15 protein-coding genes and 1 tRNA gene are annotated in these 14,557 nt (G+C 70.4%); 9 read left to right on the top strand and 7 right to left on the bottom strand.

Translation table 11 applies throughout. From position 1 onward, the window contains the following. The 3 genes from AOK15_RS27215 to AOK15_RS27205 form a co-directional block, all read left to right on the top strand. Positions 1 to 823 (top strand): replication initiator (locus AOK15_RS27215; RefSeq protein WP_338059927.1); only part of this gene is annotated, 823 nt, incomplete at its 5' end. Continuing rightward, positions 816 to 998 carry a helix-turn-helix domain-containing protein gene (locus AOK15_RS27210; RefSeq protein WP_055521001.1) on the top strand — a complete coding sequence of 61 codons (183 nt, stop codon included), beginning with the start codon at positions 816 to 818 and terminating at the stop codon, positions 996 to 998. The genes AOK15_RS27215 and AOK15_RS27210, both read left to right, overlap by 8 nt. After that, positions 998 to 2,167: a site-specific integrase gene (locus AOK15_RS27205; protein WP_055521000.1), complete on the top strand. Its 1,170-nt coding sequence runs from the start codon at positions 998 to 1,000 to the stop codon at positions 2,165 to 2,167. Before AOK15_RS27210 ends, AOK15_RS27205 begins: the two co-directional genes overlap by 1 nt. A 106-nt stretch (positions 2,168 to 2,273) precedes the next feature. On the opposite strand, the gene AOK15_RS27200 is transcribed toward AOK15_RS27205, so the two are convergent. The 3 genes from AOK15_RS27200 to AOK15_RS27190 all read right to left on the bottom strand — a co-directional run bounded on the left by AOK15_RS27200 (position 2,274) and on the right by AOK15_RS27190 (position 4,396). Further along, positions 2,274 to 2,347 (bottom strand) — tRNA-Pro (locus AOK15_RS27200). 29 nt (positions 2,348 to 2,376) lie between these two features. Next, positions 2,377 to 3,210 (bottom strand): Pr6Pr family membrane protein, encoded by an 834-nt coding sequence (locus AOK15_RS27195; RefSeq protein ID WP_055520999.1) that lies wholly within the window; start codon positions 3,208 to 3,210, stop codon positions 2,377 to 2,379. 256 nt (positions 3,211 to 3,466) lie between these two features. Beyond that, a complete protein-coding gene (locus tag AOK15_RS27190) occupies positions 3,467 to 4,396 on the bottom strand; it encodes a metallophosphoesterase (RefSeq protein ID WP_055520998.1) in 930 nt (309 codons plus the stop codon). Positions 4,397 to 4,584: 188 nt separating this feature from the next. Here AOK15_RS27190 and AOK15_RS27185 point away from each other — a divergent pair, with 188 nt between their 5' ends. Then, the gene (locus AOK15_RS27185; protein ID WP_055520997.1) at positions 4,585 to 5,049 is read left to right on the top strand and encodes a GatB/YqeY domain-containing protein; all 465 of its coding nucleotides are present in this window, start codon (positions 4,585 to 4,587) and stop codon (positions 5,047 to 5,049) included. A 344-nt stretch (positions 5,050 to 5,393) separates the two neighbouring features. On the opposite strand, the gene AOK15_RS27180 is transcribed toward AOK15_RS27185, so the two are convergent. Further along, a complete protein-coding gene (locus tag AOK15_RS27180) occupies positions 5,394 to 7,685 on the bottom strand; it encodes a transglycosylase domain-containing protein (RefSeq protein WP_205632235.1) in 2,292 nt (763 codons plus the stop codon). 408 nt (positions 7,686 to 8,093) lie between these two features. Between AOK15_RS27180 and wblA the strand changes: the two genes are divergently transcribed. Further along, a complete protein-coding gene (gene wblA / locus AOK15_RS27175) occupies positions 8,094 to 8,432 on the top strand; it encodes a transcriptional regulator WblA (RefSeq protein ID WP_033524587.1) in 339 nt (112 codons plus the stop codon). Between the two features lie 146 nt (positions 8,433 to 8,578). On the opposite strand, the gene bagB is transcribed toward wblA, so the two are convergent. Next, entirely contained in the window at positions 8,579 to 9,961 is a 1,383-nt protein-coding gene (bagB, locus tag AOK15_RS27170; protein ID WP_055520996.1) for an ATPase BagB, read from the bottom strand. After that, the gene (bagA, locus tag AOK15_RS27165) at positions 9,958 to 10,935 is read right to left on the bottom strand and encodes an ATPase BagA (protein ID WP_055520995.1); all 978 of its coding nucleotides are present in this window, start codon (positions 10,933 to 10,935) and stop codon (positions 9,958 to 9,960) included. The genes bagB and bagA overlap by 4 nt, the downstream gene beginning before the upstream one ends. Positions 10,936 to 11,064: 129 nt before the next feature. Here bagA and AOK15_RS44260 point away from each other — a divergent pair, with 129 nt between their 5' ends. From AOK15_RS44260 to AOK15_RS27150, 4 genes are all read left to right on the top strand, one after another. Continuing rightward, positions 11,065 to 11,229, top strand: a complete 165-nt coding sequence (locus AOK15_RS44260; RefSeq protein WP_099966959.1) for a Sp36 family protein — start codon at positions 11,065 to 11,067, stop codon at positions 11,227 to 11,229. Next, positions 11,226 to 11,693: a RidA family protein gene (locus AOK15_RS27160; RefSeq protein ID WP_055520994.1), complete on the top strand. Its 468-nt coding sequence runs from the start codon at positions 11,226 to 11,228 to the stop codon at positions 11,691 to 11,693. The genes AOK15_RS44260 and AOK15_RS27160 overlap by 4 nt, the downstream gene beginning before the upstream one ends. A gap of 80 nt (positions 11,694 to 11,773) precedes the next feature. After that, on the top strand, positions 11,774 to 12,643 hold the full coding sequence (locus AOK15_RS27155) for an NUDIX hydrolase (protein ID WP_055520993.1): 870 nt from the start codon (positions 11,774 to 11,776) through the stop codon (positions 12,641 to 12,643). Beyond that, on the top strand, positions 12,640 to 13,470 hold the full coding sequence (locus tag AOK15_RS27150) for an MBL fold metallo-hydrolase (protein WP_055520992.1): 831 nt from the start codon (positions 12,640 to 12,642) through the stop codon (positions 13,468 to 13,470). The genes AOK15_RS27155 and AOK15_RS27150 overlap by 4 nt, the downstream gene beginning before the upstream one ends. A 330-nt stretch (positions 13,471 to 13,800) precedes the next feature. Here AOK15_RS27150 and AOK15_RS27145 read toward each other — a convergent pair. Then, on the bottom strand, positions 13,801 to 14,557 hold a 757-nt coding region (locus tag AOK15_RS27145; RefSeq protein WP_055521002.1), incomplete at its 5' end, for a nucleotidyltransferase domain-containing protein.

Below are 14,557 nucleotides of genomic sequence, written 5' to 3'. Positions count from 1 at the left end.
GGCCCGCTTCACCACCTACCTGCGCCAACAGCTCGCCTCCCGCGCGGGCATCACCCGCACGGCACTGCGCCACAGCGTCAAGGTCTCCTACGCCAAGGTCGCCGAGTACCAGCGGCGCGGCGCAGTCCACTTCCACGCAGTCATCCGCCTCGACGGCCCGGAAGGCGCCGAGGACACCCCACCGCCCTGGGCCACAACCGAACTCCTCACCGACGCCATCCGCACGGCGGCCCGCCTCGCCGAGACCCCCGGCCCCGTCCTCGACGGACGCCCCCATACCTTCCGCTTCGGCAAACAGCTCGACATCCGCCCCATCCGCTCAGCCGACTTCGCGGGCACCTCGGAGCTCTCCAGCCGCGCCGTCGCCGCCTACATCGCCAAGTACGCCACCAAGGGCGCCGAAACCGCCGGCACCCTCGACCGACCCATCCGCAACCCGATCACCGACCTCATCGGCGCCCAAGTCACCGACCACGCCCGACAACTGATCCTCACCTGCTGGCACCTCGGCGCCCGCCCCGAACTCGAAGACCTGCGCCTGCGCAAGTGGGCCCACATGCTCGGCTTCCGCGGCCACTTCTCCACCAAATCCCGCGCCTACTCCGTCACCCTCGGCGCACTCCGCCAGGAACGCGCCGACCACAACGAAGCACTCACCCGCGCCCGCGCCGCCGAAGCAGGCCACCCCCTGCCCGCCCCGGACACCGTGCTCGTCCTCTCGCACTGGCGCTTCGCCGGCACTGGCCTCACCGATGCGGAAGCCCTCTTCGCCTCTTTGCGCCCCACCTCCCTCGACGGACAAGGAGATCCCGACCATGCGTGATGACGAACTCCTCACCGTTGCCGAGGTGATGGCCCGTCTGAGACTCGGGCGATCCAAGGTGTACGACCTCATCCGTACGCGGCGGCTTCCCTCGGTGACCATCGGTCGGTGTCGGCGCATCCCTGCCTCTGCCCTGGGCGACTTCATCGAGGGACAGATGGAGCGTGCGGCCTGATGTCCAAGCGTCGAAGCCGTGGTGACGGCGGCCTGCACTGGGACGAGAAGCGGCAACGGTGGATCGCTACGGCGAATCTCGGCTTCGATCCGAGCGGCAAGCGGATCGTCAAGCGGGGGAGTGGCAAGACCAAGACCGAGGCGAAGAACAAGCTCAAGGAGGTACTACGCGACCACGAAGACGGTCTCGCGATCGCACCCACCAACTACACGGTCAGGGACGCCGTGACGGACTGGCTCACGTACGGCCTGGTGGACGTCGACCCCAGCACGGTCGAGACCTGCACGCTCCTGAGTCAGAAGCACGTAATCCCGTCGCTCGGGGCCCGCAAGCTCCGCGACCTGAGCGCGGAAGACGTAGACCGCTGGCTCGCCACCAAGGCGAAGACGCTCAGCACACGCACCCTCCAGTCGCTCCACTCATGCCTGAACCGGGCGGTCAAGCGGGCCATGGCGCGGGACAAGGTGAAGCGCAACGTCGTAGAGCTGTGCTCGGTCCCCCAGGGGCAGACAGGGCGCCCCTCCAAGGCGCTCACGTTCGCTCAGGCTGAGGCCGTGCTCAAGGGCGCCGAGGGGACCTCGATGCACGCGTACATCGTCCTCGCCCTGCTGACCGGTGCCCGCACCGAGGAACTTCGAGCCCTCACCTGGGATCACGTCTTCCTGAAAGGCCGCCCCGACCTCGACCCGCCGCAGCCTCCCCACATCGCCGTGTGGCGCTCGGTCCGGCGGACCGGGGACACCAAGACCCGGAAGTCCCGGCGCACCCTCGCCCTGCCGGCGCGCTGCGTCGAAGCCCTCTGGCAGCAATTCGAAGATCAGGGCTGGGATCGGCTCGCCGCTGACGAGAAGTGGGAGGAGCACGGACTCGTCTTCTCCTCGGCCGTCGGCAAGCCCCTCGACGCGGCGAACGTCCGCCGCGCCTTCCGCCAAGCGCTCAAGGGCATCGACGGGCTCAACGCCGACGAGTGGACGCCTCGGGAGCTTCGGCACAGCTTCGTGTCACTGCTCTCAGACCGGGGCGTCCCGCTGGAAGAGATCTCGCGGCTCGTCGGGCACTCCGGGACGGCTGTCACCGAGGAGGTCTACCGTAAGCAGATCCGGCCCGTGATCCAGACTGGCGCTGTCGTCATGGACGGCATTTTCGGAGCCGCGCGGCAGCAGCCGTAGTCACTCAGCACGCACTCAGGAATCGATAGTCACGCAGTTAGACACGCAGCAATGTCAGAGGGCCCTTACCGAGTCGGTAAGGGCCCTCTGACCTGCTATTCAGCTGTCGGGGTGGCGGGATTTGAACCCACGACCTCTTCGTCCCGAACGAAGCGCGCTGCCAAGCTGCGCTACACCCCGATTGTCGCTGCTTGTCGCGGCGACGTCGTTTACTTTAGCCCACCGGGGGCTGGAGGCGAAATCCGGTTTTCGGGGCGACGGTCATGGCGGCCTGGGCGGCCTCGGCGGGGGCGGACGAGGTCGGGGCGGAGGTGGTCGACGGCGACCAGGACGAGGGTGAGGGCGAAGAGGGCGAGGCCCATGAGCAGGGCGTTTCCGAGGACGCTCTTGTAGCCGTGCCGGTCGACATCCAGGAACGGGTAGAGGTACGGCGCCGGCCAGTCGGGGGTCAGCAGAGCCGCGCGGCCCAGCGTGAACGCCAGGAACGCCATCGGGTAGAGCGTCCAGACCACGGTGTGGCCCAGCCGCAGGGCCGCCGGGCGGGTCAGGAACAGCCAGTCCGCCACCACCGCCGCCGGGATCACCGTGTGGAACGCCAGGTTCGTCGCGGCGTGCCACCCCGTCGGTGTCACCGGAGCCCCCGTCGACGTCATCGTCATCGAGAAGGGCGTCGCGTCCCTCATCAGGACCAGGTGGTAGACCAGGGCCGAGACCATGACATACAGGACCGTGCCCCCCGTCACCAGCGGCGGCAGCGGGCGGCGCGCGGCCCACGCGCGGCGGGACGACGCGGCGAAGACCAGCGCCACCAGCACCGTGCACTGGACCGAGAAATGGCTGAGGACGCGCAGAGGGCTGCCCGCGACCATCTCGATCAGCACGGTCACGGCCGCAGCCAGCGCCACCACGGCGCGGAACGCTGCTGCCAGCGGGCGTCGCGTCGGTGCCACCACTGCCGTCGCGGGCACGATGGACGTCACCGGTGCGGGGATGCCCGAGATCGCGGGCAGGTCTGGGATGTCCCTGGGTATCGGTGCGGTCATGCGCTCACGCTAGGCCGCACCGACATACCGGGCGATTCGGGCGACCCGTATGGGTGGCCAGAGCCCAGAGGTTCAGAGCCCAGAGGCCAGAGGGCGGAGGCCAAGCGGCGGTGGTCAGTGGGCAGTGGTCGGCTGCGCGCTCCCTCTTTACCGGCCGACGGCCCGACGGCCGATCGTCGGCCAAGCGCGCCGCCCCACGCTCTCCCTCCCCCCTGCGATCACCGGCCGACCCGCTTCCCGCCCCGCCGAACCCGCCCTACGCGTCCCTCTCCACCAACGTGAGCAGCGACGCCTCCGGAGGGCAGGCGAAGCGGACCGGGGTGTAGCGGTTGGTGCCGCAGCCCGCTGAGACGTGCATGTACGCCGTGTGGTCGCCCACCGTGTGTGTGGAGAGGCCCTTGACGCGGTCCGTGTCGAGGTCGCAGTTGGTGACGAGCGCCCCGTAGAAGGGGATGCACAGCTGTCCGCCGTGGGTGTGGCCCGCAAGGATCAAGGGGTAGCCGTCGGCGGTGAACGCGTCCAGCGACCGCAGGTACGGTGCGTGGACCACGCCGAGGGAGAGGTCGGCCGACTCGGAGGGGCCGCCGGCGACCCGGTCGTAGCGGTCCCGCTTGATGTGCGGGTCGTCCAGGCCGGTGAGCTCCACCGACATGCCCTCGATCTTCAGAGTGCCGCGGGTGTTCGTGAGGTTGAGCCAGCCCGCGCCGTCGAAGCCGTCCCGCAGGTCCTCCCACGGGTTGTGGATCGCGCCGACCACCGGCTTGTTGCCGTTCAGGCCGTGGCGGCCCCGCGCCTTCTCTATCAGGTACCGCGCGGGGTTGCGCAGCTTGGGGCCGTAGTAGTCGTTCGACCCGAAGACGTACGCGCCCGGGAACTCCATCAGCGGGCCCAGCGCGTCCAGCACCTCCGGCACGCCCTCGGTGTCCGACAGGTTGTCCCCCGTGTTGATCACGAAGTCGGGGCGCAGCCCCGCCAGGGAACGCAGCCAGCGCTGCTTCTTGCGCTGTCCGCTCACCATGTGGATGTCGGAGACCTGGAGTATGCGCAGCGGTCGCATGCCCGGTGGCAGCACCGGCACCGTCACCCGCCGCAGCCGGAACGAACGGGCCTCGAAACCCGCCGCGTACAACACACCGGCGGCCCCGGCCGCCGCGATCCCCAGAGGTACTCCGTAACGCGCTCGCATGCGTCCATCGTGTCAGACCCCGGCGAGACGCCGCGCAGCCTGTGGACAACCGTGCCGCGGCATCACCGGTCGCCAACTGGGCCTGTGGACAACCGACTCCGGCCCCGCCCTGCCGAACCGTCCCCGTTCCGCGCACACCAGCGAAATCAAGGCGCGCCTCCCGCACCACACCTGCGACAATCAACCGCATGACCACGCTCAAGTCGAAGCTGCAGGAAGACCTCAACGCCGCGATCAAGGAGCGCGACGAGCTCCGCTCCTCGACGCTCCGGCTGACGCTCGCCGCGATCACCAAGGAGGAGGTCGCCGGTAAGGAGAAGCGCGAGCTCTCCGACGACGAGGTCCTCAAGGTGATCACCAAGGAGGCCAAGAAGCGCCGCGAAGCCGCGGACGCGTTCGCCCAGGGTGGTCGCGCCGAGTCGGCGGAGCGGGAGAAGGCGGAGGGCGAGCTCCTCGCCGAGTACCTGCCCAAGCAGCTCTCCGACGAGGAGCTGAAGCAGATCGTCGTCCAGGCCGTCGAGGAGGCGAAGGCGGCCGGTGCCGAGGGCCCTCGCGCGATGGGTCAGGTCATGAAGATCGTCAACCCGAAGGTGGCCGGTCTCGCCGAGGGCGGCCGCGTCGCCGCGATCGTCAAGCAGCAGCTCGCGGGCTGAGCAGGAGCGCTCGAGCCGCTAGAGCCGCCAGAGCCGCTCGAGCGGTTGGGCCTTTGAGCCCGGCCCTCGCCTCAGCCCCAGCCCTCGCCCCAGCCTCTGGCCCTTCGGGGCCTCCGGCCGCCGAGTGGCTGTGTCTCCGAGCCCGGTCTCAGCCCTGCAGGCCTCCAACGTTGAGCCCTTCGGAGCTCCAGGCACCGGGCTGTCCGAGCCCGGCGCGCCTGTTCCTCCGAGCGACGGAGCCTGCGGTCACGCCAGCCGTACGGCGGTGGGGCGCCCCTTCCCAGAAGGGGCGCCCCACCGCCGTATCCACAGGTGCCCGGGCCCGTCGGCCCCGGTGGAGGAAGTCAGCCGCCGAACCCTCCGCCGCCGTTCCCGTTGCCCCTGTTCCCGCCGTTCGTCTGGCCCTGGATCCAGCCCTCGGGGATGGTGAACTCGGGGGTCGGGAACGTACCGCCGTCGGTGCCGCCGATGAAGCCGTCGTCCCCTCCGCCTCCGTTCCCACCGCCGTTTCCGTTGCCGTTCCCCTTGTTGTCGTCGTCGCGGTCGCGATCGCGCGGACGGTCCTCGGGGAGCGGGACGGTGGTGAAGCCGGGGGCGGGCTCGCCGGCCAGCGCGCCGGCCATCATGTCGCGCCAGATCGGGCCCGGGACCCTGCCACCGAAGACCTTGTCGTGGCCGACACCGCCGATGGTGATGTTCACCATGCGGCGCTTGTGGGCCGGGTCGCCGACCCAGACCGCGCCCGCCATGTTCGGGGTGTAGCCCACGAACCAGGCCGCGTAACGGCCGTCCGTCGTACCGGTCTTACCGGCGCTCGGGCGGCTCGGGCCAAGACCCGCCTCCGTACCCGTACCGTCCTCGACCACGCCCTTCAGCAGGGTGTTGATGGTGTCGGCGGTGTTCTCCGACATCGCGCGGGAGCACGTCGACTTCGGGACCTCCAGAGACTTCGACTTCTCGCCGACGCGCTGGGTGATCGACTCGATGGCGATCGGCGTGCAGTACATGCCGCGCGCGGCGAACGTCGCGTAGGCGTTGGCCATGGTCAGCGGGGACATCTCCTGGGTGCCCAGCGCGATCGACGGGTTCTGGCCCATCTTCGCGCCGTCGGCCCGGTCGACGCCCATCTTTCCGGCCATCTCCGTCACCGGGCAGATGCCGATGTCCGCGATCATCTGGACGAAGTAGGTGTTGACCGAGAGCGCGGTCGCCTTCCGCAGCGAGTACGGGCCGACCTCGGCCGTGTTCTCGTTGCTGAGCTTCGTGCCGTCGGTGTTCACCCAGTTCTTGCCGCCGCACACCGAGATCGGGCTCGGGTAATCCATCTCGTACGGCGCGGAGTACGTCTTGCCCGGGGACATGCCGCCCTCCAGGGCCGCCGCGGCCACGATCGGCTTGAACGTCGAACCGGGCTGGTAGCCCGCGCCGCCGCCCATGCTCTTGTCGACCGAGAGATTTATCGTCGTCTCGTTCTGCTTGACGTCCATGCCGTACGGCCGGGACTGGCCCATCGCCAGGATCTTGCCGGTGCCGGGCTCCACGACGGTGGCCGCGGTCGCCACCTCGTCCTTCTGGTAGACGTGGTTCTTGATCGACCGCTGGGTGGACTTCTGGGCCTTCGGGTCCATGGTCGTCCGGATCGTGAGGCCGCCCTGGTTCCAGGTCTTGGCCCGGTCCTTCTTCGTCTTGCCGAAGACCGGGTCGTTCAGGAAGACCTCACGGACGTAGTCGCAGAAGAAGCCCGCGCCCTTGACGGCCGTGATGCAGCCGTTCTTCGGCTTGCTGACGTCCAGGCCGAGCGGCTTCTTCTTGGCCTTGTCGGCCTCCGACTGGGAGATGTCGCCCACTTCGGCCATGCGCTGCAGCACGATGTTGCGCCGCTTGGTGGCCTCCTGCGGGTCGTTCACCGGGTCGTAGCGGCTCGGTGACTGCACGATGCCGGCGAGGAGCGCGGCCTCGTCGACATCCAGGTCCTTGGCCGACTTGGAGAAGTAGCGGCGGGAGGCCGCCTCGACGCCGTAGGCCTGCTGACCGAAGAACGTGATGTTGAGGTAGTTCTCGAGGATCTTCTTCTTGCCCAGCTCCTCCTCGAGCTGGATCGCCTTCTTCAGCTCGTTGATCTTCCGGCCGAGGGTCTGCTGAGTGGCCTCGGCGACCTTCGTCGGGTCGTCCCCGGCCTCCTCCACCGCCACGTTCTTCACCAGCTGCTGCGTCAGCGTGGACGCGCCCTGGGTGACGCCGCCGTCCTGCGCGTTCCGGTTGAGCGCGCGCAGCACGCCCTTCAGGTCGATCGCGCCGTGCTGGTAGAACCGCGCGTCCTCGATGGCGACGATCGCCTTCTGCATGTACGGCGAGATCTCCTTGAGATCGACCACCGTACGGTCGCGGGAGTAGACGCTGGCGATCTGGTCGCCCTTGCTGTCCAGGATCGTGGTGCGCTGGCTCAGCGGGGGCTGCTTGAGGTTGGTCGGGAGCTCGTCGAATCCCTCGACCGACCCCTTGGCGGCCAGCCCCAGGGCACCGACGGCGGGCAGCGCGATGCCCGCCATGACGGCGCCCGCGAGCACGCTGACACCGAGGAACTTGGCGGCCTGCTGCGTGGAGGACAGACCACCGCCCGAGCGCTTGTTTGGCATGGAGGCAGCCTACGTTCTCATTCGCCGGACACACGTATAGGCCTTGGCCTAAGCTGCTCTCAACTGTCACAACCGTTGGCCCTTGTATCAAGTACGTCCGACGAGCCCGAATCGTTCCGACGTTCTTCCGAATTTTTTCCAGGGCTGCGTCCGAATTCACCTTGTGTGTCATTCGGTGTCCGTTGTGGCGTATGTCAACCGTCCCGATCTGTCGGGATAGTCACGTATGCCCTCGGGTCACTCCCGCGGGTGATCTGCCGCTTACGCATAGTCCGTTCGGGCCATTCAAGATTGGGCCCGAAGGGGGTGTTGCGCTGTGCCCTCCTTCCGTAACGTCCTCAACTGGCGGCGGTGAATATGCCGCTGCCGCCGTGGGGGAGCCTCGATTCGGGAGAGGACGGCGCCGGTATGGGCTGGGTAACCGACTGGAGTGCGCAGGCTGCCTGCCGCACTACCGATCCGGATGAACTGTTCGTTCAAGGAGCAGCGCAGAACAGGGCCAAGGCGGTGTGCACCGGATGCCCGGTGCGGACGGAGTGCCTGGCGGACGCGCTGGACAACCGCGTCGAATTCGGCGTGTGGGGAGGAATGACGGAGCGCGAGCGCCGCGCACTGCTGCGCAGGCGACCGACTGTCACCTCGTGGCGCCGTCTCCTCGAGACCGCGCGCACGGAGTACGAGCGTGGCGCCGGCATTCTGCCGCTCGACGATGACGAGATGTACGAGAACTACGCGGCGGTGAGCTAGAGGACGAGACCCCTTGCGGGTCCCGTCCGTCCAGGGCGCCCTTGAGGTGTCGGCGCGTCGGGCAGGTGTGCCGGCTCTCGGGTGCCCCGAGACACCGTTCAGCCGTAGGGACGCTGATCGTTCGTCGGTGAGTGATCGTTCGTGGGTCAGTCGTCCGTGGTGGGCAGTTCCGGCCGTACGGTCGCGAGTCGGTCCCCGATGTCCCGCAGGCCAGCCAGGTCGTGGACATCGCCGGGCAACGCGGCCACTTCGGCCACCGCCACCTCGGGATGCAGCGCGGTGAAGCGATCACGCGTGCGCCGCTCGCGGGAGAGCAACCGCATCCGCTCGGCGTGCAGCCTGAGCAGACCCGCGGTCAACGTCTCGACGGCGCGGTCCGGGGCGGGGGAGCCGTCCTGGGCGCCGGTGGATGCGGGAGATTCCGAACTGCCGGACGTGTCGGGAGAGTTACGAACTGCTTTCCCGTCCATCTGATCCACAATGCGGGGCTCGTCAAGATTTTCCGCGGCGGCGAGCGCGCGCTCGGCGGACAGCTGGGCCGCGCCGCTGCCGTGGACACGGTTGAGCACCAGACCGGCCAGCGGCATGTCCTCGGCGGCCAGCCGCTCCACGAAGTACGCCGCCTCCCGCAACGCGTCCCGCTCCGGCGCGGCCACCACCAGGAACGCCGTACCGGGCGCCTGGAGCAGCTTGTACGTGGCGTCCGCGCGGGTACGGAAACCGCCGAACATGGAGTCCATCGCGGCCACGAACGTCTGTACGTCCTTGAGCAGTTGACCGCCGAGCAGCTTGCCCAGGGCGCCTGTCATCATCGACATGCCGACGTTCAGGAACTTCATCCCGGCCCGCCCGCCGACCTTCGCGGGCGCCAGCAGCACCCGGATCAGCTTGCCGTCCAGGAACGAGCCCAGCCGCTTCGGGGCGTCCAGGAAGTCCAGCGCCGAACGGGACGGCGGGGTGTCGACGATGATCAGGTCCCACTCGTCGCGGGACCGCAACTGGCCCAGCTTCTCCATCGCCATGTACTCCTGCGTGCCCGCGAAGCCGGCGGAGAGCGACTGGTAGAAGGGGTTGCTCAGGATCGCCGACGCCCGGTCGGGGTCCGCGTGCGCCTCGACGATCTCGTCGAACGTACGCTTCATGTCGAGCATCATGGCGTGCAGTTCGCCGCCCGCCCGTCGCCCATCGTCCTCGGCCGAGCCGTCGGGCGAGACCTCTCGCCGGTCCTCGACGCCCTTCACCCTGCGCGGGGTGTTGTCCAGCGAGTCGATGCCCATGGACTGGGCAAGCCGCCGGGCCGGGTCGATGGTCAGCACGACCACCTTCCGGCCGCGCTCCGCGGCCCGCAGCCCCAGGGCCGCCGCCGTGGTCGTCTTGCCGACGCCGCCCGCGCCGCAGCACACCACGATGCGGGTCGCGGGGTCGTCGAGCAGCGGGTCGATCGCGAGGGGGCGGATCGAGTTGATCGCCCGGTGTCCGTCAGGGGCGTGGGCCGATTCGTGCGGGGCGGCGGCCGGGTCCGAAGTCATGAGATCCCTTGCTGACGCAGTTCCGTGGCCAGTTCGTACAGTCCCGCCAGGTCCATGCCCTCGGCGAGCAGCGGCAGTTCGTGCAGCGGCAGGCCCAGCTCGCCGAGGACACCCCGCTGCTCGTGTTCCAGCGTGTACCGCTCGGCGTACTCCTCGGCCTGCGCGAGCAGCGGCTCCACCAGACGCTCGGCGTTGCCGCCGCGCCGGGCGCCGCCGAGGCCGGCCGTGGACAGCGACTTGGCGACCGCCGTACGCGGCACCGCGCGCGCCAGCTCCAGCTCGTCGAAGTCCAGCAGCTCGGGCCGCACCATGTTGACGATGATCCGCCCCACCGGCAGCTTCGCCGCCCGCAGTTCGGCGATCCCGTCGGCCGTCTCCTGGACGGGCATCTCCTCCAGCAGCGTCACCAGGTGCACCGCCGTCTCCGGCGACTTCAGCACCCGCATGACCGCCTGGGCCTGATTGTGTATCGGGCCGATCTTCGCGAGCCCCGCCACCTCGTCGTTCACGTTCAGGAAGCGGGTGATGCGGCCGGTGGGCGGGGCGTCCATCACCACGTAGTCGTAGGTGTACCGCCCGCTCTTCTCCTTGCGGCGCACCGCCTCGCACGCCTTGCCGGTCAGGAGGACGTCCCTGAGGCCGGGCGCGATGGTGGTGGCGAAGTCGATCGCGCCGAGCTTCTTCAGGGCCCGGCCCGCACCGCCGAGCTTGTAGAACATCTGGAGGTAGTCCAGCAGGGCCAGTTCGGGGTCGATGGCCAGCGCGTACACCTCCCCGCCCCCGGGAGCCACCGCGATCTTCCGCTCCTCGTACGGAAGGGCTTCCGTCTCGAAGAGCTGTGCGATGCCCTGTCTGCCCTCGACCTCGACCAGGAGGGTGCGCTTCCCCTCGGTCGCGAGGGCGAGCGCGAGTGCGGCGGCGACCGTGGTCTTTCCGGTCCCGCCCTTGCCGCTGACGACCTGGAGCCTGCTCACGTATTCGAGCCTAACCAGTCCGCGCGCGGCATACGCGGGAGGCTGTGGACAACTCCGCCCCACATGGCCCTCCGGACCTCCCCGGGGCAGCGGCGGAACCGGTGCCGGCCAGGGGCTAAAGTCGGCCGCATGACCAAGAAGTGGGAATACGCGACCGTGCCGCTGCTCGTCCATGCCACGAAGCAGATCCTGGACACCTGGGGCGAGGACGGCTGGGAGCTCGTCCAGGTCGTGCCCGGACCGAACAACCCCGAGCAGCTCGTCGCCTACCTGAAGCGCGAGAAGTCGGCATGAGCGCCGTCGAGGCCAAGCTCGCGGAACTCGGGCTGAGCCTGCCCGAGGTGGTTCCGCCGCTCGCCGCGTACCAGCCGGCCGTGCAGTCCGGGGTGTACGTGTACACCGCCGGCCAGCTCCCCATGGTGGACGGCAAGCTGCCCGTCACCGGCAAGGTCGGCGCGGAGGTCACCCCCGAGGAGGCCAAGGACCTCGCCCGCACCTGCGCCCTGAATGCCCTCGCCGCCGTGAAGTCGGTCGCGGGCGACCTCGACCGTGTGGCCCGCGTCGTGAAGGTGGTCGGCTTCGTCGCCTCGGCCGCGGACTTCACCGGCCAGCCCGCCGTGCTCAACGGCGCGAGCGAGCTCCTCGGCGCCGTCCTCGGCGACAAGGGCGTGCACGCGCGCAGCGCGGTCGGTGTGGCCGTGCTGCCGCTGGACGCACCGGTCGAGGTGGAGATCCAGGTGGAGCTCACGTCGGCGTGACCGCCCCCGGGCCCCCTCGGCAGCCACAAGATCGCGGGGGCTCGCTCGAACATCCGGCCGTCACGGGTTAGCCTCCGCCCATGGCAAACGGGCAGTGGTACCCACCCGAGTGGCCGGACCGCATCCGCCGGCTCGCGGCCGGCACGCTGACACCGGTGACCCCCAGGCGGGCCGCCACCGTCATGCTGCTCAAGGACACGGCCGACATCCCGGTCGTGCACATGCTGCGCAGACGCGCCTCCATGGCCTTCGCCGGGGGCGCGTACGCGTATCCGGGCGGCGGGGTCGACCCGCGCGACGACGACCACCGGATCCGCTGGGCGGGCCCCACGCGCGCGTGGTGGGCCGACCGGCTCGGTGTCGACGAGGCCGGCGCCCAGGCCATCGTCTGCGCGGCCGTCCGCGAGACGTACGAGGAGGCCGGTGTCCTGCTCGCCGGCCCCACCCCCGACACGGTGGTGGGGGACACCACCGGGGACGACTGGGAGGCGGACCGCGCCGCCGTGGCCGCCCGGGACCTGCCCTTCGCGGAGTTCCTGGACCGCCGTGGCCTGGTGCTGCGCTCGGACCTGCTCGGCGCCTGGACCCGCTGGATCACCCCCGAGTTCGAGGCCCGCCGCTACGACACCTGGTTCTTCGTGGCGGCCCTCCCGCAGGGCCAGCGCACCCGCAACGCCTCCACGGAGGCCGACCGCACGGTGTGGATCCGCCCCCGCGCGGCCGCCGAGGGCTACGACAAGGGCGAGCTGCTGATGATGCCGCCCACCATCGCGACCCTGCGCCAGCTCACGGCGTACGACACCGCCGCCGGGGCGCTCGCCGCGGCACCCGGCCGCGATCTGACCCCGGTGCTCGCCCGCGCCCGTCTGGAGAACGACGAGGTGATCCTCTCCTGGCCCGGCCATGACGAGTTCACCAAGCGCATACCGTCAGGGGGAGGCCCCGCATGACCGACGCAGCAGCCCTCCCCGGACAGCCGCGGGGCGGCGTCTTCTCGGGGCCCGCCACCACGCGCGCGGTGAACGTCCTCGCGCCGAACGCGTCCGCGATGACCCTCGACGGCACCAACACCTGGATCGTCTCCGAGCCCGACTCCGACCTGGCGGTCGTGATCGACCCCGGCCCCCTGGACGACGGGCACCTGCGCAGCGTCGTCGAGACGGCGGAGAGGGCGGGCAAGCGCGTCGCGCTGACCCTGCTCACGCACGGCCACCCCGACCACGCTGAGGGCGCCGCGCGCTTCGCCGAGCTGACCCGGACGAACGTACGGGCCCTCGACCCGGCCCTGAGGCTCGGCGACGAGGGACTCGGCGCGGGCGACGTGGTGAGCGTCGACGGCCTGGAACTCCGCGTCGTGCCCACGCCCGGCCACACCGCCGACTCCCTCTGCTTCCACCTCCCGGCCGACCGGGCCGTCCTGACGGGCGACACCGTCCTCGGCCGCGGCACGACGGTCGTGGCCCACCCCGACGGCCGTCTCGGCGACTACCTCGACTCCCTGAGGCGCCTCAGGTCCCTCACGGTGGACGACGGTGTCCACACCGTCCTGCCCGGCCACGGCCCCGTCCTCGACGACGCCCAGGGGGTCGTCGAGTACTACCTCGCCCACCGCGCCCACCGACTGGCCCAGGTCGAGACGGCGGTCGAGGACGGCTACGGCACGCCCGGCGAGGTGGTCGCCCACGTCTACGCCGACGTCGACCGCTCCCTCTGGCCGGCCGCGGAACTCTCGGTGCGCGCGCAGATGGAGTACCTGACCGATCATGGCCTGATCTGAGAGCGCGGCCCCGGACGGCCTCCCGGCGGCATGAGCGGCCCGCTGCGGCCCGGAAGCGCGCCGGAGGCCGCCCGGATGCCACCGGAGGTGCGGCAGGCGCCTGAGGGCCCTGAGGGGCCTCAGGCGGCTCGAAAGGGCCTCGGGGGTGAGAGAGCAGGGCTGAGGGGCTGAGGGGGCTCAGGAGGGCCGACGAGGCCACTGGGACCCCGGGGGGTCGTCCGAGCCGCCGGGACCGTGGGGTCGGCCGAGCCGCCGGAACCCGTGGGGTCGGCACCGAGCCGCCGGAACCAGTCGGTCATCAGCTCCGCGCCCGGTTCCTCGACCAGTGCCTCACCCGTCCTCCGGACGGGGCGCTTTGACGCCGTGCACGCGCGCGTACTCCTCGGCCAGCCAGGGCCCGAGGTCGTCGACGTAGGACCGCAGCAGGGCCTCATGCCCCTCGGGGCCGGCGTCCGGGTCGTACGCGGCGGCCGCCGCCGTTCTCATCCGGTCGGCCCGCTCGGGGTAGTACTCGCCGAACGCCTCGGCCATCTCGTGGAGGTCGCTGGTCCAGCCGTTCCAGCGGGGCATGACGAGGGTGAACCCGGTCCGGACGAGGCGGCGGGAGCAGGAGCGCACGAGGGAGCGCCGGGCCTCGGGGGTGGACGCGTCGGCGACGCGTTCCCGCCAGCGGGGCAGCAGTCGCGCCAGGTCGCCGTTGGTCTCGCGGGCGAGTAGGGAATTCGGCCGGTACCGGGGGAGGTCCTCGGCGAGGTCCTGGCCCAGCAACGGGGTGCACAGGCAGGCCACGAACCACCCCAGGTCGTAGCGCTCCGGATCACTGAGCACCCTGGCCCGGCTGACGAGCAGCGTCCCCGCCCCGTCGATCTGCGGGAACTCCCGGCCCAGCGCCTCGTCCAGGGCTCCTGCCTCCGCCCGGTCCGCGTCGGTGGGCTCGTCCCGCAGCACCACCAGCAGGTCGAAGTCACTGCGGCCGGGACGGGCGGTGCCACGGGGGATCGACCCGTAGAGGTACGCGCTGTGCAGCCGCGTCCCGAACATCTCCAGCACCCGGTCCCGAGCGGCGGCCACCACCCCCCGAAACCCC

The sequence above is a fragment of the Streptomyces ossamyceticus genome (assembly GCF_001418475.1).
In the GTDB taxonomy this organism is placed as follows: domain Bacteria; phylum Actinomycetota; class Actinomycetes; order Streptomycetales; family Streptomycetaceae; genus Streptomyces; species Streptomyces ossamyceticus.
Note: the sequence above shows the minus strand (reverse complement) of the source record. Positions and strands in the feature narration are given on the sequence as shown.

Bases quoted from the DNA above. Each gene is read 5' to 3' on its own strand.
- AOK15_RS27210 (WP_055521001.1), top strand. From the start codon at position 816: ATGCGTGATGACGAACTCCTCACCGTTGCCGAGGTGATGGCCCGTCTG.
- AOK15_RS27205 (WP_055521000.1), top strand. From the start codon at position 998: ATGTCCAAGCGTCGAAGCCGTGGTGACGGCGGCCTGCACTGGGACGAG.
- AOK15_RS27195 (WP_055520999.1), bottom strand. From the start codon at position 3,210: ATGACCGCACCGATACCCAGGGACATCCCAGACCTGCCCGCGATCTCG.
- AOK15_RS27190 (WP_055520998.1), bottom strand. From the start codon at position 4,396: ATGCGAGCGCGTTACGGAGTACCTCTGGGGATCGCGGCGGCCGGGGCC.
- AOK15_RS27185 (WP_055520997.1), top strand. From the start codon at position 4,585: ATGACCACGCTCAAGTCGAAGCTGCAGGAAGACCTCAACGCCGCGATC.
- AOK15_RS27180 (WP_205632235.1), bottom strand. From the start codon at position 7,685: ATGCCAAACAAGCGCTCGGGCGGTGGTCTGTCCTCCACGCAGCAGGCC.
- wblA (WP_033524587.1), top strand. From the start codon at position 8,094: ATGGGCTGGGTAACCGACTGGAGTGCGCAGGCTGCCTGCCGCACTACC.
- bagB (WP_055520996.1), bottom strand. From the start codon at position 9,961: ATGACTTCGGACCCGGCCGCCGCCCCGCACGAATCGGCCCACGCCCCT.
- AOK15_RS44260 (WP_099966959.1), top strand. From the start codon at position 11,065: ATGACCAAGAAGTGGGAATACGCGACCGTGCCGCTGCTCGTCCATGCC.
- AOK15_RS27160 (WP_055520994.1), top strand. From the start codon at position 11,226: ATGAGCGCCGTCGAGGCCAAGCTCGCGGAACTCGGGCTGAGCCTGCCC.
- AOK15_RS27155 (WP_055520993.1), top strand. From the start codon at position 11,774: ATGGCAAACGGGCAGTGGTACCCACCCGAGTGGCCGGACCGCATCCGC.
- AOK15_RS27150 (WP_055520992.1), top strand. From the start codon at position 12,640: ATGACCGACGCAGCAGCCCTCCCCGGACAGCCGCGGGGCGGCGTCTTC.